The organism is Pediococcus damnosus (assembly GCF_001437255.1).
In the GTDB taxonomy this organism is placed as follows: Bacteria; Bacillota; Bacilli; order Lactobacillales; family Lactobacillaceae; genus Pediococcus; species Pediococcus damnosus.
Map to the genome: position 1 here is coordinate 25337 of NZ_JQBD01000012.1, position 21331 is coordinate 46667.

Annotated in this window: 20 protein-coding genes and 1 other annotated feature; of the genes, 7 read left to right on the top strand and 13 right to left on the bottom strand. The window is 37.7% G+C overall.

The window, feature by feature from the left end:
* Nucleotides 1-24: 24 nt before the first annotated feature.
* From IV84_RS02965 to ezrA, 6 genes are all read right to left on the bottom strand, one after another.
* Nucleotides 25-1344 (bottom strand): bifunctional folylpolyglutamate synthase/dihydrofolate synthase, encoded by a 1320-nt coding sequence (locus tag IV84_RS02965; protein ID WP_226996043.1) that lies wholly within the window; start codon nt 1342-1344, stop codon nt 25-27.
* Nucleotides 1345-1449: 105 nt separating this feature from the next.
* Nucleotides 1450-4113 carry a valine--tRNA ligase gene (locus IV84_RS02970; RefSeq protein WP_056986084.1) on the bottom strand — a complete coding sequence of 888 codons (2664 nt, stop codon included), beginning with the start codon at nt 4111-4113 and terminating at the stop codon, nt 1450-1452.
* A gap of 39 nt (nt 4114-4152) precedes the next feature.
* Nucleotides 4153-4360 (bottom strand) — a binding site (T-box leader).
* 26 nt (nt 4361-4386) lie between these two features.
* Nucleotides 4387-4893 carry a peroxiredoxin gene (locus IV84_RS02975; protein WP_046871373.1) on the bottom strand — a complete coding sequence of 169 codons (507 nt, stop codon included), beginning with the start codon at nt 4891-4893 and terminating at the stop codon, nt 4387-4389.
* 94 nt (nt 4894-4987) lie between these two features.
* The gene (gene thiI, locus IV84_RS02980; protein ID WP_046871374.1) at nt 4988-6205 is read right to left on the bottom strand and encodes a tRNA uracil 4-sulfurtransferase ThiI; all 1218 of its coding nucleotides are present in this window, start codon (nt 6203-6205) and stop codon (nt 4988-4990) included.
* Nucleotides 6206-6235: 30 nt separating this feature from the next.
* Entirely contained in the window at nt 6236-7381 is a 1146-nt protein-coding gene (locus IV84_RS02985) for a cysteine desulfurase family protein (protein ID WP_056986085.1), read from the bottom strand.
* A gap of 225 nt (nt 7382-7606) precedes the next feature.
* Complete coding sequence (gene ezrA / locus IV84_RS02990) at nt 7607-9316, bottom strand: septation ring formation regulator EzrA (RefSeq protein ID WP_046871376.1); 1710 nt, start codon at nt 9314-9316, stop codon at nt 7607-7609.
* A gap of 163 nt (nt 9317-9479) precedes the next feature.
* On the opposite strand from ezrA, the gene IV84_RS02995 reads away from it, so the two are divergent.
* Nucleotides 9480-9950: a GAF domain-containing protein gene (locus IV84_RS02995; RefSeq protein WP_046871377.1), complete on the top strand. Its 471-nt coding sequence runs from the start codon at nt 9480-9482 to the stop codon at nt 9948-9950.
* 193 nt (nt 9951-10143) lie between these two features.
* Nucleotides 10144-10752 carry a 30S ribosomal protein S4 gene (rpsD, locus tag IV84_RS03000; RefSeq protein ID WP_046871378.1) on the top strand — a complete coding sequence of 203 codons (609 nt, stop codon included), beginning with the start codon at nt 10144-10146 and terminating at the stop codon, nt 10750-10752.
* Nucleotides 10753-10807: 55 nt separating this feature from the next.
* Here the strand turns inward: rpsD and IV84_RS03005 are convergent, their stop codons facing one another.
* Nucleotides 10808-11398: a DUF1054 family protein gene (locus IV84_RS03005; protein ID WP_052694494.1), complete on the bottom strand. Its 591-nt coding sequence runs from the start codon at nt 11396-11398 to the stop codon at nt 10808-10810.
* 103 nt (nt 11399-11501) lie between these two features.
* Here IV84_RS03005 and IV84_RS03010 point away from each other — a divergent pair, with 103 nt between their 5' ends.
* From IV84_RS03010 to IV84_RS03025, 4 genes are all read left to right on the top strand, one after another.
* A complete protein-coding gene (locus tag IV84_RS03010; protein WP_046871379.1) occupies nt 11502-11966 on the top strand; it encodes a YueI family protein in 465 nt (154 codons plus the stop codon).
* A 9-nt stretch (nt 11967-11975) separates the two neighbouring features.
* The gene (locus tag IV84_RS03015) at nt 11976-13250 is read left to right on the top strand and encodes a replication-associated recombination protein A (protein WP_046871380.1); all 1275 of its coding nucleotides are present in this window, start codon (nt 11976-11978) and stop codon (nt 13248-13250) included.
* Between the two features lie 327 nt (nt 13251-13577).
* On the top strand, nt 13578-13859 hold the full coding sequence (locus IV84_RS03020; protein WP_046871381.1) for a hypothetical protein: 282 nt from the start codon (nt 13578-13580) through the stop codon (nt 13857-13859).
* An 82-nt stretch (nt 13860-13941) separates the two neighbouring features.
* Entirely contained in the window at nt 13942-14415 is a 474-nt protein-coding gene (locus IV84_RS03025; RefSeq protein WP_056986086.1) for a universal stress protein, read from the top strand.
* A gap of 62 nt (nt 14416-14477) precedes the next feature.
* Here the strand turns inward: IV84_RS03025 and IV84_RS03030 are convergent, their stop codons facing one another.
* From IV84_RS03030 to IV84_RS03050, 5 genes are all read right to left on the bottom strand, one after another.
* Nucleotides 14478-15035 (bottom strand): DNA-3-methyladenine glycosylase I, encoded by a 558-nt coding sequence (locus tag IV84_RS03030; RefSeq protein WP_056986087.1) that lies wholly within the window; start codon nt 15033-15035, stop codon nt 14478-14480.
* 39 nt (nt 15036-15074) lie between these two features.
* Nucleotides 15075-16841, bottom strand: coding sequence for a glycerophosphodiester phosphodiesterase (locus IV84_RS03035; protein ID WP_052694495.1), 1767 nt, complete (start codon nt 16839-16841; stop codon nt 15075-15077).
* Nucleotides 16842-16949: 108 nt separating this feature from the next.
* Nucleotides 16950-18062 carry a D-alanine--D-alanine ligase family protein gene (locus IV84_RS03040; protein WP_046871384.1) on the bottom strand — a complete coding sequence of 371 codons (1113 nt, stop codon included), beginning with the start codon at nt 18060-18062 and terminating at the stop codon, nt 16950-16952.
* Between the two features lie 83 nt (nt 18063-18145).
* Nucleotides 18146-19186 (bottom strand): zinc-binding alcohol dehydrogenase family protein, encoded by a 1041-nt coding sequence (locus IV84_RS03045; protein WP_046871385.1) that lies wholly within the window; start codon nt 19184-19186, stop codon nt 18146-18148.
* A gap of 14 nt (nt 19187-19200) precedes the next feature.
* Nucleotides 19201-20172 (bottom strand): DUF2785 domain-containing protein, encoded by a 972-nt coding sequence (locus IV84_RS03050; protein WP_046871386.1) that lies wholly within the window; start codon nt 20170-20172, stop codon nt 19201-19203.
* Nucleotides 20173-20305: 133 nt separating this feature from the next.
* Here IV84_RS03050 and IV84_RS03055 point away from each other — a divergent pair, with 133 nt between their 5' ends.
* On the top strand, nt 20306-21067 hold the full coding sequence (locus IV84_RS03055) for a DUF975 family protein (RefSeq protein ID WP_046871387.1): 762 nt from the start codon (nt 20306-20308) through the stop codon (nt 21065-21067).
* A 71-nt stretch (nt 21068-21138) separates the two neighbouring features.
* Here IV84_RS03055 and IV84_RS11000 read toward each other — a convergent pair.
* On the bottom strand, nt 21139-21331 hold a 193-nt coding region (locus IV84_RS11000), incomplete at its 5' end, for a hypothetical protein (protein ID WP_162261345.1).

Consider the following 21331-nt stretch of genomic DNA (forward strand, 5'->3'; position numbering starts at 1 on the left):
AAAAGAAAGTACGCACAGAATTGGTTAGGAAACGAATAACTTACGAACATCAGAAATAAAATACAGGGAACCCGTAATTAGGAGCAAGTCGTCACTCGACATTTCATGACTTGCCTGGTCAATGGCTAATTGCCAGTTTTCCTCAGTTTGAACTGAATTTGCCGTTTTGACACTAGTTTGTAACTCCGACAAACTTGCTGCTTTTCGTTTTCCGGGACCCGCAAATGTTGTTGCAATAATATGCACATTAGTTAAGCTTCCCAGTGTTTCAATCATTTTATGATATTGTTTATCTTCTAAAATCGCAATTACCACATAGACTTCCATCTGCTTAAAGTGCGTAGCTAACAAATTCGTCACTTCCTGCATGGCAGGTTCATTGTGAGCCCCATCTAAAACAACTAGTGGCTGATCATTTACACGCTCAAACCTACCGGCCCAAAAAGCATTTGCCAATCCCTGTTTCACGTTTTTTTCTGTGACCGAAATGTTTTGTTTTGCCATAAAAGTCAAGTATGCTTCCAAAGCAGTAGCCGCATTATTAATTTGATAGTCGCCTAACATTTGAATTTTTAATTTTTTAAATTGCACGGTGTCTGTTTCAAAATTGAACCGCTGTGACCACAAATCTTGATATTGACGTTTAGAAACACGATAATCACGATTAAAGCACAACAGTGGGCTGTGCTTTTCAGAAGCAACTTTTGTAATTGCTGTGAGCGACTCTTCATCCATCTGACCAATTACAGCCGGAATTCCATTTTTGATAATTCCAGCCTTTTGGGTCGCAATTTCGGTCAAGGTGTTTCCTAACAACTTCATGTGATCAAAACCAATATTGACAATCACTGAAACAGCTGGCGTTAAAACATTAGTAGAATCAAATAACCCGCCAATGCCGACTTCAACCAACACAATGTCGGCATGTCCTTCAGCAAAATAAGTAAACATCATAGCAGTGATAATTTCGAACTCGGTTGGGCCACCCTCCGGTAACTGCGCATCCAATTTTGCAATTACTGGATACAATTTTTGCACCAGTCGCAATATTTCTGCATCACTGATTGGTTGGCCATCGACACTAATTCGTTCGTTAAATCGCACTAAAAACGGGGAAGTAAACGTACCAACTTTGTAACCTGTCTCTTGTAGCATTCCTCGTAAAAAGGTCAGGGTTGATCCCTTTCCATTAGTTCCCGCAATGTGAATCATTGTAAGCTTATCTTGTGGATTCCCAAGAACTTCCATAAATTTTTTCATCCGTTTTAAAGTCGGAATCTTTTTAAATTTTGTCCGGCCATGAATAAATGCAACGGCCTCTTCATAAGTATTTATTTCTGCCACTTTACTAATCTCCTCAAACTGAAAAAAGAGACCGAACAAACGGTTAAGTTTTGATCGCATCTCTTTTTCATTTTTATCAAATTTCTTATTAGGCATTTCCCAAAGCTACTTTGCCTCTTGAACTGTCTTCAATCTTTCCTGTGTTGCCACTAATTTAGATTGATAATCAGCCTGTTTCTGACGTTCACTTTCGACAACTTCATCAGGAGCATTGGCTACAAAACGTTCATTTCCCAATTTCTTAACCGAACGTTTAACTTCATTTGTATATTTATCGACCTCTTTTTGAAGGCGAGCAGCCTCTTCTTTTAGATCAACCAACTCTGCTAATGGAATATAAACTTCAGCATCCGTAATAACTGCAGACATCGCTAGTTTTGGCACTTCTAGATTAGAACCAACCTCAAACTTAGCTGGATGACAGAAACGGTCGATGTAATCTTGATTACTCTCAAACAAGTTCTTCAGATTTTCATTATCCGTTTTTACAAGTAAATCAACAGAACTAGACATCGGCGCATTTGCATCTGCACGGATATTTCGAACTGCTTTGATCAAATCAATCAAATGACCCATATCGGCTTCAGCCTGAGGATTAGCCATTTCATCGTGAACAGTTGGATAAGCTGCCGTCACAATTGAATTGCCCTTATGTGGCATTGCTTGCCAAAGTTCTTCAGTTACAAATGGCATAATTGGATGTAATAGTCGTAAAGTTTGATCCAAAACATAAGCCAAAATATTTCTTGTGTTTGCTTTAGCCTCCTCATTGTCACCAGTTAAAATTTCTTTACTCATTTCAATATACCAGTCACAAAAGTCATCCCAGATAAAGGTGTAAAGAGCGCGACCGGCCTCACCAAATTCATAAGTATCAAAGAAATGGGTAACTTGTTGAACAGTGGTATTCAAACGACTCAGAATCCACTTATCAGTTAAATTCCATTCTTTTTGATCTGGTAAAACTGGTTTAGTCATTTCGCCAAGATTCATGATGACATAACGACTAGCATTCCAGATTTTATTAATAAAGTTCCAGGCCGCATCCATTTTGTCATAACTGAAACGAATATCCTGGCCAGCCGTTGAACCTTGTGATAAGAACCAACGTAGTGCATCAGCCCCGTATTTATCAATCACATCCATTGGGTCAATCCCGTTACCCAGAGATTTACTCATCTTGCGTCCTTGTTCATCACGAATTAGACCATGCAGCAAAACATCTTTAAACGGTGGTTTCCCAGTAAATTCAAGACTCTGGAAAATCATTCTAGAAACCCAGAAGAAGATGATATCATACCCAGTTACCAGCGTGCTGGTTGGGAAATAACGTTTATAATCTGGTGCATCTTCATCTGGCCAACCCATTGTTGAAAATGGCCATAGTGCACTAGAAAACCAGGTGTCCAAAACGTCTGGATCCTGTTCCCAGTTTTCGATATCTTTGGGAGCCGTCTCACCCACATAGGTTTCGCCGGTTTTCTTGTTGTACCAGGCAGGGATTTGATGTCCCCACCATAATTGACGTGAAATAACCCAGTCATGAGCATTTTCCATCCATTGCGTAAACGTGTGCTCAAATCTTTCCGGAATAAAATTAATTTTTTGATCCGTTTTTTGATTATCTAAAGCCAACTTAGATAAATCTTTCATCTTTACAAACCATTGTGTTGATAAACGCGCTTCAACCTGAACCCCAGTCCGTTCTGAATGGCCCACACTATGCACAATTGGATCAATCGATATTAAGTATCCTTGATCGTCTAAATCTTTCACCATTGCTTTACGAGCAGTGAAACGGTCCATTCCTTCATATTTACCGGCGTTACTATTCATTGTAGCGTCTTCATTCATGGTGTTAATTCGTGCCAAATCATGACGATTACCAACATTAAAATCATTAGGATCATGAGCTGGCGTAATTTTTACCATCCCAGTTCCAAACTCAGGATCTACATATTGGTCTGCAATAATTGGAATATGACGTCCCTGCAGTGGCAAGACAAGCTCCTTGCCGACAATATCTTTATACCGTTTATCACTTGGATTGACCGCCACCGCAGTATCACCCATCATGGTTTCAGGACGAGTTGTGGCAATTTCAATATAATGTTTACCATTAAATGTATCTTCAGGATTAAGAAATGGGTATTTCACATGATAAAAGGCACCCTTATCATCCTTATGAATAACTTCAATATCAGAAAGAGCCGTTCTAGCCTGTGGATCCCAGTTAATAATATACTCACCACGGTAGATTAGTCCCTTGTTATATAACGCAACAAAAACCTTACGCACTGCCTTAGAAAGACCATCATCAAGCGTAAACCGTTCACGTGCATAATCTAATGAAAGGCCAAGTTTTGCCCATTGTTTATGGATAACATCAGCGTATTCATCTTTCCATTCCCATACCTGTTTAACAAACTTTTCACGGCCAAGATCATACCGAGAAATTCCTTGTTCACGTAACTTAGCCTCAACTTTAGCTTGAGTAGCAATTCCAGCGTGGTCCATCCCTGGCAACCATAAAGTATCATAGCCTTGCATCCGTTTTTGACGAATCAACATATCTTGTAAAGTTGTATCCCATGCGTGACCCAGATGTAATTTTCCAGTTACGTTTGGCGGTGGAATAACAATTGAATACGGTTTAGCCTTTTTGTCACCACTTGGTTTAAATAATCCTTGATCTAACCATTGTTGGTATTTTCCCTGCTCAACTGCTTTAGGATCATACTTCGTTGGCATTTCTTTTTTTCCTGTCATTGTATCGTCCTTTCTATACAAAAAGCATATCCATCCTAAAAAAAGGACGAATATGCTTCGCGGTACCACCTAATTTGGGTTTTTAACCCCACTCAGTTTTTTCTTAACGGAATTTAAAAATTTCCGGCTATCCCTACTAGATAATTCAGAATAGCGGCTCACAATCTACAAGACGTCTTGATGAAAACTTTCAGCTATCATTTTCTCTCTTTTTACCCAAAACATCCCTATTGCTCATTGCCTGTATAAGCATTTTATAACAACAATTATAGATTAGTCAACATCGGTCGCATATTTTTTTATTGCGTCCAATGCTTCTACATAATTCGGTTCATCGTGAATTTCTGGCACAATCTGTCGATACACAATTTTGCCTTCAGCATCAATAATAAATATAGTTCGTGCTAAGAATCCGTCATTAGGAATATAAAGATTCATTTCATAACCTAAAGATAGCTCTTCATCTGATAAGATTTCTAAATTTTTAACGCCTTCTGCGGCACACCAAGCCTTTTGTTCTGCAATGGTATTATTTGAAACTGTCACAAAACGAACGGATGGATAATGATCAGCCTGTTGATTGAACTTCTTTGTTTCAAGTTTGCAAACTGGCGTATTTAGATCCGGAACTGTACTAATTAACGTTGGTTTGCCAATTAAATCCTTAGTCTTTACCTTTTGATTGTTAGCATCAAATAATTTAAACTTTGGTAATTGCTCGCCAACTTCTGGAGGGTTACCAACAAGGGCAACCTTTTCTCCACCACTTAAAACATCCACACTTATCACTCCTCAAATTCCGTAAATTTGGCTCTCGAAAGATTAAGTTAAACATAACCCATTCCACAACAACAATCAATTAAAAAAACTGTTTTTAAAGTAATTCCGCAAAAACGTCTTCATTTTGGTTCAAGAAATTTTGGCCTGCTTTTATTTCGCTAACCTGAACGCCATCAATGGCCTCTTTCATTAACCCTTCAACATCAATCCGCTTTTCATAATAACGGGTTCGTTCTGTATCAGGTTTTGTCTTTGGCGCTGGTGGTGCAAAAATAGTACAACAATCTTCAAATGGCAAAATTGATAAATCATAAGTCCCAATCTCTTTTGCTTTTTTAATAATTTCAGTTTTGTCTAAAGAGATCACTGGGCGCAAGATTGGCATATTAGTCACATCATTAATAGCTTCCATACTCTCCATCGTTTGGGAAGCAACTTGCCCCAGAGACTCACCATTAAAAATGGCCTTTCCTCCACGTTTCTTAGCAATTGCCACTGCAATCCTTAACATCATTCGACGTTGAACTGTCATTAAGTAACCCTCAGGAACCTTTTCTTTAATCTCTTCCTGAATTTTAGTAAAAGGTACCTGAATAAATTGCAAACTTCCGGCATAGGCTGCTAAGTGTGAAGTAAGCTCTTTAGCCTTAGCCAACGCCTGTTCACTGGTATATGGCGGACTAAAGAAGTGGATCATTTCCATGTCAACGCCACGTTTCATTCCCAGGTAACTAGCAACTGGTGAGTCAATTCCACCGGATAACATCATCATTCCTTTACCAGCAGTTCCCACTGGCAATCCACCAGCCCCTTGAATCGTTTCACTCGAAAGAAACACACCGTTATTTCTTACTTCAACTCGCAAAATAAGATCTGGATGATGCATTTTAACCACTGCTTCAGGAAAATGATCTAATACAAAACCGCCTAAATCGTCATTAAGCTCATTGGTATCCATTTCAAAGTTGTGATCTGATCGACGTGTATTGATCTTAAACGTCATTCCTGGCTTTAGCTGGTCAGTCATCATTTTCAAAACGCCCTCGTGAATGGCCTTCATGTTTCGATCAACTTTAAGAGATGGTGAAAAATTTTGAATCCCAAACACTTGTTTCAGCCGTTCAATAACAGCTTCTGAGTCTTCGCCATTCAATGTCACATGAGTCCGATCTCGTTTGGGATAAATCTCAAGTTTGGGAAAGTTATGAAGACTCTTACGGATGTTGCCACCCAAGCGGCTTACAAAATCGCGTTGATTTTTACCTTTTGTTGATAATTCGCCGTAACGAACCATAATCTCTGTATACTGCATATTGTGAGTAACTCCTTGTCTTTTCAACCGCTAATTTAATTTGGCAAATTCAGCGTATAATTTATCAAAAACTTGATTGAATTTTTCGGCTTCTGCCACTGTATTTTCTGCATCTAAACTAACTCGAATGGCACTCGTTGCGATGTCTTCCGGCGTTTTCATTGCAGCTAATGTACTTGACTCTACTTGTTTTTTTGAAGAGCAAGCACTAGTTGTTGATATAAAAATATCGTACTTCTCAAAAGCATGGACCACTGTTTCCCCGCGAACCCCTTTGATGGCAAAACAGAGAATGTGTGGTGCAAACCCCTCGTTTCGGTGACTGAACATCGTCACATTTTCAAATTTGCTAACATGGTCATAAATCGTTTCTTTGACTGATTGCTGCTGTTGCACGTTCTGCTTTTCGTTCTGTAAAAGCAACCGTAAAGCCTTTGCCATGCCAGCAATTGCAGGCAAATTTTCAGTTCCACTTCGTTGATTCTTTTCCTGACCGCCACCGGTCATCAATGGCGCGATTCTTCGGCCTTCACGAGCATAAATAAAGCCAATTCCTCTTGGCGCATGAAACTTGTGCCCTGAAAATGTAATGAAGTCAACCCGATCATTAAAAATCTGAGACTGAATTCCCTTACCAATTCCTTGTACAGCATCAATATGAAAATGAATTTTAGGATATTTTTTTAAAACCTCAGCGGCCTCTTTGATTGGTTGTAAGGTACCAATTTCATTATTCACAGCCATAATCGAAACTAAAATTGTGTCTGGCCGGATAGCATCTTTTAAATCTTGAATCGAAATTCTTCCCTCTTTATCAACGGGAAGGTAGGTAATCTCATAACCTAGTTGCTTTAACTGTTCCATACTGTTTGTAATTGCTGGATGCTCAACTGCCGTCGTAATGATATGTTTACCAAAAGTACGCTTTTCAATTGCCGTACCTTTTACTACCCAGTTATCTCCCTCAGTACCACCACTCGTAAAAAAGATCTCATGTGGTTTTACATTTAGAAGATCAGCAATTTGTTTTCTAGATTGTTCCAATAAATTAAATGCAAGTTCACCCATGTTGTGCAAACTTGAGGGATTTCCCCATATTTTTTCACTCACTGTTTGATAGGTCTTTAAAACCTCAGGAGCAACTTTTGTTGTTGCACTATTATCAAAATAAATCATTCTATTTCTCCCACCATTATTCGGCATAATCCTTGTTAAAAACCATTTCTAATTATAACAACCCATTCAATGTTGAACAAGGTCATTACAACAACCCTAACTATAATACTCAATAACTGTCTTAAACACAAAGTATTCATATTGAGTTCCAGTATGATGAATTAAAAAATAGCAGGAAGAATTCAAAATAAATTCTTCCTGCTATTTTTAATTTCTAGCGAATAATTAATACTGGGTATTTTTCTGATCTTGGTAACTTTGTGTTAACTTATCTACCATGCCTGGTTCAACAGCCTCCAAAGCACGACTAATCACACTCAAGCTCTGTGCGTAGTCATAATCTTCATCAAATAATTTTTGTGCTCGTTTGCTAGCATTATCAACCGCTTCATTGCTGTGGCGATAACGATTTGTATATTGAATGATTTGTTCACTCAATGCCGCATTGTCAGTAATTTCAGTCGTCTTTTTAGCTAATGTCTTCATATCCTTATCAATCATACCCAATTGCTGATCGATTTGTTTCATATCAATTTTAACTTGATTCATGTTCTCTGACAGCTTTTCAATTTCATCACTAACCACGAAAAAGTAATCCATATAGCTGGCCGGAATTCCCGGTAAATTAAGATTTTCGATATGTCGTTTGATTTCATGAATTTCAAGATCAAACTGATGCAGAGTTCTTCGTGAATCTTTTTCTTCCTCAATCAATTTTTGAATACTATCATTAATTGCTGTTTGTTTTGATTCAATATCATCTAACTGGTCATTTTCTTCATGCATCCGCTGTAAGATTTCTGAATAAACAACTGGTTGATTAGTAATAGCTTCTGCATCCTGATCATGTTCATTGCGAATGTCTTGTAAACGTGCCTCAAGATCATGTGCTTGGTCATCTTCTTTACCATTTAAAACATAACTTTGCCCAAGTCGATCAATTTCAATTAACAAAGTATGACTTTGCTTTTCAGCATGCTCAATATAGTCCGCAATCGTTTGAAAACTTCCATCAACCTCTGTTCGAGCATCAATTTCTGTTTGCATAGCGTCGTATAAACCATCAATCCGATTAGCAATTGTTTCGTTGTTTCCTTTGACTGCATCTAAACGTAAATTACTAAGCGTATCCAAGTTCTCAGTAACTTTCTGTGAAATATCATTAATATCATCAGGAATTCTTTCGTCCGTGAATGCATAATTATGATTAATCAATTGACTGTAAGCAGTCTTAATTTCATCTAACTGACCAGGAAAAGTTTCATTTAACTGAATGTACAAATCTGGAATTGCCTCTAAATTGCTTTCCAAATTTTTTGTATTACTTTGTAATTGTTGTAACTGTCCTTGAGCCTTCTTGTGATCACCACTCTCAACAGTTTGCGCAAAGTTTTCAAAAGCATTTTCTAAACGTTGAAGATTGTCATTTAACATATCAATGCTTGGCCCATAAGTCATATTTTTGGCCAAAAGCGTTTTTCTTAAATCTTGATATTTATGACGTAAAACCTTGACTTCATTTTGCTGATCTTCATTTTCTTGTTTAATTTGATCTAAAGCCGCTTGAATTCGATCAGATTCAGACTGAATAACTTGAATCGCGTCTTTAATTCCCGCAACATCTGAACGAGCATCAAAGATCTTCATATCATTTACATTTTGTTGACCCGTTTCTGCTAACTCATCAATTTCCGGAAACTTATTGTTTTTGACATTGCGGTAGTCATCTTGAAGATTTTGGTATTCCTCTAAGGAAGAACCCGCCAAATTTATGTTGCCAATTTCATCAAGATCGCTAGCAACGGGTAAATCCATCAAATCATTTTTCTTATTTACAAGATCCGTAATTTGTTTTAATAAATATCGCTGATAGAGAACAATTCCGATATATATTAGAATTGCCACCACGATTATACCAATTAATACACCCAACATGAGAACCCCATCCTTTTATGCCATTTTTTTCATTTAAAAATGAATTTTGTTGCTTTCTCGTTTTTTTCAATATAAAATGATATCCAAGTTAAATTATAGCATAGGATTTCGCTGTTTCACTATGTGATTTTTATATTTCTAATTCAATATGGAGGAATTTATCATGGCAAAAAAAACACTTTCACTGATGAATCAACAATTAGATGCACTTCTGCATGGTGAAACTAATTTAATCGCTAACATGTCCAACGCATCAGCGCTCTTAAAATCTAGCTATTCAGATATTAATTGGGCAGGTTTCTATCAGTACGATGCATCCGCTGATGAATTGGTTCTCGGACCTTTCCAAGGAAATGTTGCTTGCATGCACATTGCAAATGGAAGTGGTGTTTGTGGAACTGCCCTTTCTACGGAAAATGTTCAAAGGATTGCTAATGTTCATGAGTTTGCCGGGCACATTGCTTGTGATAGTGCCAGCAATTCAGAAATTGTTGTTCCACTAATTAAAAATGGTCACAAGCTAGGCGTTTTAGATATTGATTCACAATCACTTAATCGTTTTACTTCTGATAACCAAGAAGAATTAGAAAGTTTTGCTGCGGTTTTCTTGTCCCACGTTGACATGCCGGCTTAACTTGTTGTAAACTGATCATTGTGTAAAATAATGCAGCGGCGAGTGGTAAGCTCGTCAACAGACTGGTGCCATTTCTTTGGTTCAATTAGTAACCTGCGGCTGCAAAAGGTGAAAATTGCAAAACAGTCTGCACGAATACTAAACTCGCAATCGGATTATTTTACTCCAACAAAAATATTGGAGGATATACTTTATGTCTCGTTATACAGGTCCAAGTTGGAAAATTTCCCGCCGTTTAGGTATTTCATTAAGCGGTACTGGTAAAGAACTAGCTCGTCGCCCATATGCCCCTGGTGATCACGGCCAAAACAATCGTCGTAACATTTCAGAATATGGTCAACAACTTCGTGAAAAACAAAAGTTGCGTATGATGTACGGTTTAACTGAACGTCAATTCTCAAACTTATTCAAACGTGCTGGTAAGATCAATGAAGGTAAACATGGTGTTAACTTCATGATCATGCTCGAACGTCGTCTCGATAACGTTGTTTATCGTTTAGGTTTGGCAACAACTCGTCGTCAAGCACGTCAATTAGTTAACCATGGTCATATCACGGTTGATGGCAAACGTGTTGACATTCCTTCTTACGAAGTTGAAGTTGGACAAGTTGTTGGCGTTCGTGAAAAGTCAAAAGATTTGAAGATCATTGGCGAAGCTGTTGAAGCTGTTGTTGGTCGTCCTCAATTCGTTAAATTCGACGCTGATAAGTTGGAAGGTTCATTAACTCGTCTCCCAGAACGTGAAGAGTTAGAGGCCGATATCGATGAATCACTAATCGTTGAATACTATAACAAACTTTAATTTTTAATTATTGTTTGTTTCAAAAAAGCATTTGGGATTTCTTCCAAATGCTTTTTTATTTGTCCCAAATTTCTGCCAGTTGCTGAATCGTTCGTTCAATAAGTCGCATAACCTCCTGCTCATCTTTTAATTGTAACTCGTCGTCTAACCCACACCGACCAATCAAAAACTCTGCTTGCTTGTGTTTTTCATAATTAGATAACTGATTTTCATAATTTGTAGGTGTTAATGACACCTCACCTTTAATCATATGATTATTAGAAAGAACAAATGGCGCTCCTAGATCTAAAAAGTTTGTCTGTTTTTGTTTCAATTTTTTTATAACCGTTTCGCGTTCTTGGATATTTGTTTCTAAATCGAGCCAAATAAATAACCGATCATCCCAAATACCAACTTCATAATGTGGAATCATTTTATAACCACGCTTGTGCTCGCCAAATGCTACCCAGGTATTCATAGGTGGATTAACATGCCGGCGCGCGTGTTTTGCTATAAATGCTTGGTATTGATGATCATTCGTATTTAAAATAGGTAAAATTTGCTGACTAACTTCTTCAAAAAACGGATCAACTTGTTTCCGAATCAAAGCTAATCGTCCTTCAACATCAGGTTCTTTAAAAACTGAAAACAATCGATCACTGAACATCTTCTAGTTCCCCACTTTCTCGTGTGCGCTTAATCTTAAAACAAGATTGAACTCCCTCAAAATGCTATACTTATTATACTATCTAGAAAGGATTGTGAGCGCAATGGCTAATAATTCAAATGATGTTAATACCCGTTTACAGGATGCTGCTCTTGGCACTCCAAAGCTAAATCCAGATGAACAACGAAAATATCTGGGAACTTTTCGAGAACGAGTTGCCGTTACCATGTCAGTAAGTCAGTTAAAATCAAATCAGTACCAGGATACCTTCATTCAAGAATTAAAGAAACATCCTGATTATCAGCTCTTCATTAATGGTAATGTCGGACAAGAATTGATCGGTCCTTATATGAAAGCGGCTAGCCAAATTTCTCTAAAATTTACAATTAAAACTGATGATATTTATACCACTGCCGATCAGAGCCTAGCCTTAGTCTTGGCGTCTAAAGAATCAATCAATGTGCAGGATATCGATATTAGTCACTTTCAATCATCAAAGACACCGACTAGCAATCAAGAAAAGCCAAAATCTTTATTGGATAAATTGAAAAATAGTTTTTTGAAGTAGGAGTTTATCATGCAACAACCTTTAGCGTACCGAATGCGTCCCAAAAGAATTGAAGATGTCGTGGGTCAGCAACAATTAGTTGGCCCAGGCAAAATAATTTCACGAATGGTCAAAGCAAAATTGCTTTCTTCGATGATTTTATATGGTCCCCCGGGCACCGGAAAAACAAGTATTGCCAGTGCAATTGCTGGTTCCACCAAATATGCTTTTCGCAAGCTCAATGCAGCTACTGATTCAAAAAAGGATCTGCAAATTGTTGCGGAAGAAGCAAAAATGAGCGGCACAGTTATCTTGCTTCTCGATGAAATTCACCGATTGGACAAAACTAAACAAGATTTCTTACTCCCCCATTTGGAAAGTGGCCGCATCATTTTAATCGGAGCTACAACCGAGAATCCTTACATTTCAATCAATCCCGCCATAAGAAGTCGAACCCAGATTTTTGAGGTTCATCCGTTAGACGCGGATGATATAAAAAAAGCCATTAATCGGGCCCTAACTGATTCAGAAAATGGTCTTGGTAAACTTAATATTAACGTCACAATACCTGCAATGAATTTTTTGATTCATTCCACTAACGGTGATTTACGAAGTGCTTTAAATGGTCTAGAACTGGCTGTTATGTCAACTACCCCTGATGAAAAAGGAATTATAAAAATTTCTCTTGACGTAATTGAAGAATGCTTGCAAAAAAAGGCACTTACCCAAGATAAAAATGGCGATGCGCACTACGACGTTATTTCTGCATTCCAAAAATCCATTCGTGGTAGTGATGTCAATGCAGCACTTCACTATATGGCACGGCTTGTTGAAGCCGGTGATCTTCCAAGCATTACCCGTCGTTTAATGGTCATTGCCTATGAGGATGTTGGCCTCGCAAACCCGCCCGCCTGTGCACGAACTGTTACGGCTGTGCAAGCCGCCGAAAAGCTTGGATTTCCTGAGGCAAGAATTCCTTTAGCTGATGCTGTTATCGAACTTTGTTTGTCACCCAAGTCTAATTCAGGAATTTCAGCGATGGATGCTGCCCTAGATGAAGTAAAGACAGGTAATTATGGAGACATCCCAGCAGATTTAAAAGATGCTCATTATAAAGGCGCATCCAAACTGGGGCACGGCAATCATTACAAATACGCCCATGCCTACCCTAATGATTGGGTTAAACAACAGTACTTACCAGATAAAATAAAATCTGCGGAGTATTATGAGCCTAAACAAAATGGTAAATTTGAACAAGCATTGGGCGCTCAATATAAACGACTTCTTCACGCCCAACGAGACTAAAAGGGATAAGCAAAAAATTGAACTTTCTGCTTACTCATGCTAAAATGAACTTGAAATTTCTTTGGTGTACGCGTTGTTTCATTTATGTACTGCCGTTCAAATAATTTGTATAGGGACTGAGGGTATCTGGTGGCATGTAGGCCTTTAATTAGGAAACTTAAAGCCAGATCAATTGGTCCCACCGCTAAATATACTTGCGGGCTTTCACTGGGAAACGATTAACGGCACCACGAAGGGTTTCGGGATTAGGACATTACGTACTAATCCCTTTTTGTTTAGTTTAAATAAACTCAAAAAATAATAATTCTGTTGAATGGAGCGTCTCCCATGTTAATTTCAATCCTTATGGTTGTTTTTTCAATTTTATTAGGTACAATTGGTATCTATCTTTATCGACATCAACAACGTCCCTTTTTACTCTTTGATCCAACAAATCAACCTGCTCTCCAAGAGCTTTTACGTATCGGTGGGATCGCCCTTTGCCTAATGGCAGTCATTGCCTTTGTTATTGCCTGGACCCATGTCACGATCCTAATTTGTATTATCTTACTCCTTGGTTGCTTTACAACTACGGGTATCCTAATTGGTTTAACTCATTTTATGCCCTAGAAAAAAAGAAAACGCTCTTTTTTCTTTTTATTTTGGCAATTTTAACGTAAAATGAAGTTATAAAGTTGGAGAGGTGATTTATATGACACAACAATATAAACATATTTTGGTTCCTGTAGATGGTTCGCAAGAAGCAGAATTAGCTTTCGAAAAGGCCGTGGCAGTTGCCAGACGAAATAAGGGTGCCGAATTACATTTGGTTCACATTGTTGACACTCGTGCTTTTCAAAACATTTCGAGTTTTGATACAGCTATGGTAGAACAAGTGACAGAAACAGCGAAGACAACCCTTGATAAATATATTAAAGAAGCAAAGGACAAGGGCTTGGAAAACGTTGACTATTCAATTGAATATGGCGCACCAAAAGTTGTGATCGCAAACGACATGCCTAGACAATTGCATACTGATCTTATTATGATCGGTGCAACTGGATTAAATGCCGTGGAACGTCTCTTAATTGGATCGGTAACTGAGTATGTTACAAGAACTGCAAGTTGTGACGTCTTGGTTGTTCGGACTGATTTAGATAACCAACCCGTTAAGCTTAATAAATAATTTTTTCACAAGTAAACAAAAGTCGATCAACCCGGTAACGGAGTGATCGACTTTTTGTTTACTTATAAAACTGCCAAATCATGATAACGAAAACAAGCAACTTCATGATCGTTTATCAAACCAACTGCCTGAACAAATGCATATATATTTTTGCGTCCAATAAAAACAAAACCATCTTGTTTCATTTGCCGGACTATGCGTTTTGCTAATAACTCCTGAGCCTTGTTTGAATTGAATAAAATCTCTGGACAACGAATCGGTTTAAAATCCACGAAATGCCAGATATAGTCAGAAAAGGTCATTGGTAATTGTGTGACAACGTCCGCATTATGAAAAATAGCCTGAATCTTCCGTGCATTACGAATCACCGTTGGATCTTTAATCACTTGTTGAATTTCATCTGGTGAGTAGCTACTTAATCTCAGCGGATCGAATTCAGAAAAGGCTATTCTCAAGGCCTGCCTGCGTTGTAACACAGTTAACCAGTTTAGACCAGCTTGAAAGATTTCTAAGGCAAAGCATTCAAACAACCGATTTGATTCTAATATTGGAACCCCCCATTCCAAATCATGATATTGCATAAGTCGATCATTTTTAGTACTCCATGAGCAACGATTCATATTCTATCTCCTTCCCGAGTATGAATAAGATTCGCTGTTTTACCACAATTCAATTAAATTATTTAAAACTTCATATTGCATGAGTTCTTGTCGTGTTTGCGTCTTGAGAACATGCTGCAGCCTTCCCAAATGATTAGTAATGATTCCATCAACTCGAAGGGCCAGCATTCTTTTCATCGGTGAAGTCCCATCTGTTGGCCAAACAAAAACCTGTTTGTGTTTAGCCCAAGCCTGCTGCATGAATTGCCGATTAAGCGTATGAAACTCTAAGGAATAGAAATTAGCAGAATTATTAGGAATTTTGGCAATATTAAACGGCGTGATAATCCCTGTTTGTAATTTTGGATTTTTCTTTTTTAGCTGCCTCATAAACGTAGCATTAAGCGAGTGCACTTTGTCACCATGCTTTTGCAAGCTCGCACCGTAACGCTTATTAAACAGTTTTACTAAATTGGAAGAATCACCCTTACTAGGCTTAATCTCAACAATTAAACGTTGATGCAATTGATGAGCCGTCTTAAGATATTCAGAAAAGCTACTAATTTTGGCATGATAGCCATTCTCGTGCAATGTAATGTGGGTTAACTGATTTAAGGTAAGATTGCTTAGCATCACATTTTTACCGGCTAAATGGGCCAAATTTGAATCATGCATGACCACAAATTGGTTATCTTTTGTTTCACGCACATCCATCTCAATATAATCAGGATGAAGGCGATGTGTTTTCCTCAAAGCCATGGTAGTATTTTGAACTCCGTTTCCATCACTAACTCCCCGATGGGAAATTGTGAGCACTTTTAACGGATGATTATCATTCTTCTGAATTGAAAAATATGCATAGGACGGCGTTATTAATAATAAAAGTCCCAACAAAGATAGCCCCGTTTGCTTAATTTGCTTGAGATCCCATTTAGGGTAGGAATGCGAACTTTTTTTAAAAACTGGCACGCTCGTGAGTGGTAGATTCACATCTGTGACCCATTTATTTAATTCAGACAAAAATCCTGTCGAAAATAATAGAAACCAGACTACGTATAATAATTCTGCAAATGAAATTGCAAAAATCATTAAGATAAGGCCTACTTGTTCAGATCGAAGTAACTGATTCCACTTAGCCAATCCTAGCAATACTAGACCACCAAAAACAAATATCGGTATTGAAACCCGCACGACAGTTAATAAAATTTGCCACAGCATTTTTACCGTTCGACCCTTGGTCAACTGCCAGCTAGTTCGAATCCCCTCGGACAAAGAACATTCACGACTAACCATCGCTGGCAAGGCCAAAATCATGCGTAATGCCACCCAACATAATCCTATATACAGGACAACAAAAATGGAACCCATTACCCAGCGATTGGCAAAAACAAAATTTTGGAATCCAATTGTGGTCGGAATGTGTGCCAGAATCACCGTTGAAAATCCAAACCCCCCCAATGGAATTGTGATCACCGCGTAGAAGAAAAAATACGCCACTGTCATTACCCAGTTTTTCTCAAATAATCGTTGGATTAGATGGCGTAGCTGGCCAAAGTTAACCGGTCGTTTTGATTGGAATCCACTAATCATTAATAAAGTTGCTAATAATCCTGAAAAGAATCCCCAAATAATAACAATTGCAAAAACAATTTTCAAAGGAATCAATAAAAAATTCTCTGATAAAAAAAGTGCATGTTCAATTAAAATACTAGTGACTACACCAACTAGACCAGTCAAAACGGCATAATACAAGTTCTCGTCAGAATTAATCATGTAATTAACTAACTGTTTTAATCGTCGATAATCTTGAAAAAAGAATTGCTTCATTTTACACCTCTCCCCACTATTATAATCTTACCACCAGCGGTACACGAACTGAATAACTGTCTGAAAAATCGGCAAAATAAAAAGCCGCCAAAAATGGCAGCCTTCCGATTATTCAGCATCAAGCGGCGTAAAATCGTAATGAATTTTAGAACGACGTTTAAATTCTGCAAACGCTAAATCAATCAATTGATCAATCAGTTTTTCATAACTAATTCCTGAAACTTCCCATAACTGAGGATATAAACTAATATTTGTAAAACCAGGCAAAGTATTAATTTCACTCAAATAAGGTACTTGATCATGATCCACTAAGAAGTCGATGCGGGCCAACCCACAACAGCCAAGCACTCGAAACGCATCTAGTGCCATTTGTTGAACTTCTTTAGCAAGTTCGGGGGTAATGCTGGCTGGCAATTCAAATTGAACACCACTAGCATCCACAAACTTGTTGTTATAATCGTAGAATGTATCTGATTTAGGAACCACAATTCGTCCCACTTTAGAAGCTTTAGGTGCCTCGTTTCCTAAGATTGAGACTTCAACTTCTTCTGGTTGTTCAATAGATTGCTCTACTAGAACCTTAAAATCATAACGAAAAGCGTCATCCAGACCAGCTTCAAATTCTTGGGCGTTTGTCGCCTTATGAATTCCTACTGAAGATCCCTGATTAGCTGGCTTTAAAAACATCAATTCGCCAAGTAAATCACGACAAATTTCATAAGAATATTCAGTGCGGTTCTCAGGTGTAACAACAACATACTTAGTATTTCGAATGCCATTATGAGTCAAAATTTGTTTTGTAACATCTTTATCAAAAGAAATTGCCGAAGCTAAAATACCACTACCTACATAAGGTTTTTGAAGTAGCCGTAATAGCCCCTGAATCGTGCCATCTTCCCCTAAATTACCATGGATAATTGGAAAATAAACGTCAATATCTCTCTGCTCGCCCATGTTTAAAATTGGCGATAATGGATTACCTTCATCAATCGTTTGAACAGCCTCTTTAACGACTTGCTCTTCTGGTTCGCCATCAAAAATTCTTCTTGATGAAGCATCACTTAATAAATAACCATCTTTGGTAAACATGAACAAACTGATTTCATAACGATCTTTATCCATTGCATCATAAATATTATGTGCAGACCGCTTTGAAACATCATGTTCAGATGAATTACCTCCAAATAGTAGTCCTACATGAATTTTTTTGTCCGTACTCATAAAATCTCATCCTAACGTATAGATTTTGTATTGAATCTAAATTGTACCACGGTTTTCTAGAGAAAAAAACTTTAACATCCAAATTACTTGGCGTTAAAATCACCAGTTATCACCAGTTTACCAATCATTTTATTACTCTCCACTAATTCATGTGCTCTTCGTAAATTTTGGGCATTAATGGTGTTCAACGTTAAGGTTAACGTTGACTGTAATTCTTTTTGATCCAAAAGATCTGCAACCTGACTCAAGATTTCACCTTGTGAAGCCATATCTTCGGTTTGATAAATACTCTTTGTAAACATAAACTCCCAGGCAAACGTGATACTTTTAGCTTTTAACAGCCCGCCCATTGGTAACGGTTTTTCATTTTCCACGATCGAAGTAATGTAGCCCTCAGGAGCAATCAATTTAGCTAACTTTGGTAAATACGCATCAGTTGATTGAAAGATTACTCCAAATTTAATGTTTTGAATTTTTTGTTCTTTTAATTGCGCTTCAAGCGAATGATGGTAATCGAGAACAACATCTGCCCCCATCTTTTTTACCCATTCCACAGTTTCTGGCCGTGAAGCGGTTGTAATTACCGTTAAACCGGCCCACTTTGCCAACTGAATCGCAATCGATCCTACCCCACCAGCACCATTAATAATTAAAATCTTTTGACCCGTATTAGCATCTTTTTTTGCCACCAATGGCATTCGTTCAAATAGTGATTCCCAGGCCGTTAAACTAGTCAAAGGCATTGCTGCAGCTTCTTCAATACTAATTTTTTTTGGTGCTTGGGCAACCAGCCGTGAGTCTACCAACTGATAGGCCTGATCACTTCCTGGTCGTTGATTGGTCCCAGCATAAAACACAGAATCACCAACTGAAAACCCTTTGACCAGGTCGCCAACTTCTTCTACTATGCCACAAGCATCAAACCCAAGAATAGTTGGGATCTCCGTTTCTGGGTGACTCTGCCGAGTTTTAGTATCAACCGGATTCACCGAAACAGCCTTAACTTTTATCAATAAATCGTAACCGGCTGCTGTCTGGCGAGCCACTTTTAAATCAATCAAACTACTTGCATCTTCAATTGGTAATCCTTTATAAAAACCAATTGCTTGTACCTGTTCATTCATCTTTTCTTTACTCCTTAAAATCGAAAATCGTCTTCTTCATTCAAATAAGTAGTTATTTCTTTTGGCATTTCTGGATTTAAAACCATCGCTTGTAGTAACCGTTGCCGATTGTATAAGCTTGTCCACATCTGTTCATTTTCTTGAGCTTGAATTGAGACAAGTTCATGCCGCCAATTTTTTAAAGCTAACAAGAGAAAATCACTATATAATTTATTTTGTTTTGTTAAATCAGCCATATACCCGGCCAAACGTTCTGGTTCTCCAAAAATTAAAGGTGTTGCGAGTCGTTTATAACGCGTAATCAACACAGCCAGTAATAACAATTTATCAGCACGTACTAAACTCTTATCAAAAGCTAATTCGTCTAAAACATTTCCAATATGCGTATACGCATGCGCCCAACCTTTTTCACCGGCATACCCCCGAGTATCCGTCTCCAACGCAATATAGGTTAGCATTTGATCGACTAACGTATTTTTACTCTCGTCATCAATGAAATTAGACCCCGCCCGATCAACATAAAGTAAAGTTGACAAAAACATCACACTGAATGACCGCTGAAAAACAGCATCATTTTGGGGCTCAGTAATATGTGGAAATAGGCTTTCGTCTTGAATTAAATGTTTAAAAATTAGCTTAAGCTGGTCTTTAGATGTAATTTGTTGCTGGATGATATCACTGAATAAAAAATAAACCCCTTTATCACGGATAAATAAATTGGTTGATCCAATATGTTGAAATAGTTGGGTTAAATCTGCATCACTAATTTCGTCTAGTTTATGCGCACTTAATTGCTCTCTAAGATTCTCAATCAAGTCTTTAATCCCATCTTGATCATCTGGCAAAACAACCTTAGTTGGTGCAGTAGGTTTAATTGCCTTAATCACATTATCCACTTCAGGAATTAGCGACTGATAAATCTCACCATTTTGTAGTTTTGCACGTAACTGCTGAAGTTGCGTACGGACTGATTCAACTTCTTTCATAACACTATTCTCCTCGTAAGTAATAATTTATTTTAACACGCCGCAAGTTCAAAGCCCTAATAAAGCTACCTTATGATTATTGTGAATTCCTTTGATAATGTTAAAATAGATAAAAAGAGGAGGAGCCTACCATATGTCAAACCATCGTATACGGCACCAATTAAAAAATGAAGTTAAACAAACTTTTAAGGGGCATTGGGGTCAAGCATCTCTAACCGCCCTTATCCCAATAATTATTCAAGCAGTTGCCGGATTTATTATTTCCATGGTAATCCTAATGTCAATTTACTTAATCAGTACCCATCCTGATATTTTCCACCCGAGTTATTGGTCCAATTTAACATCTGGTGATTCAACCAGTTCAGAATTTTATAAAGAAGTAACCAGCTCAAATAACCACAGTGAAGTCTGGAATTTCGTTCGTGGTGCACTGATGACTTTTATTGGTGTAGGTATTAATTATACTTTTCTCGATTGGTTACGAAATCCAGAGCTGAAATTTTCACCGGTTAAAGGTGCATTCCAGGTCTTCACCAAACGTTACTTTATTCCAGCATTAGCGATTTTTGTTTTACAATTTATCTTTCAATTCCTCTGGACTTTACTATTTATCATTCCAGGAATTATTAAATACTTTTCATACTCACAATCCTATTTAATTTACAAAGATCAGTTGGCTTCTGGGAATGCTGATCGCATTGAATACGTTGATTGTATTACCATGAGTCGTAAATTGATGATGGGCCATAAATTTGAATTTTTCACCTTGAAATTAAGTATGATTGGTTGGTATCTCTTGTGCTTAGTCAGTTTTGGAATTGGATTTATCTGGTATATTCCATATTCTCAAGGTGTTTATACTGCCTTTTACAAACATTTGGTAGAAGCTTCATAAAAATCCAAAAAAATAGCGTAGTTTTAAATGTTGAACAAAGACATTTAGAACTACGCTATTTTTTTGGATTTTTATTGATTTTTTAGCACCATTCGTTGTTGAAGCCAATAGGTAATGTCGGTCCCAACGATAATTCCAACGGCCATCACACCAATTGGATGAAACGGATTCCATCCACCAGTCTCATCAGTATAACCAACCATAAACTTGATAAAACCTTCAAAGCCTTCTAAGTGTAAAAGGCACCCGTAAAATGTAGGAAAA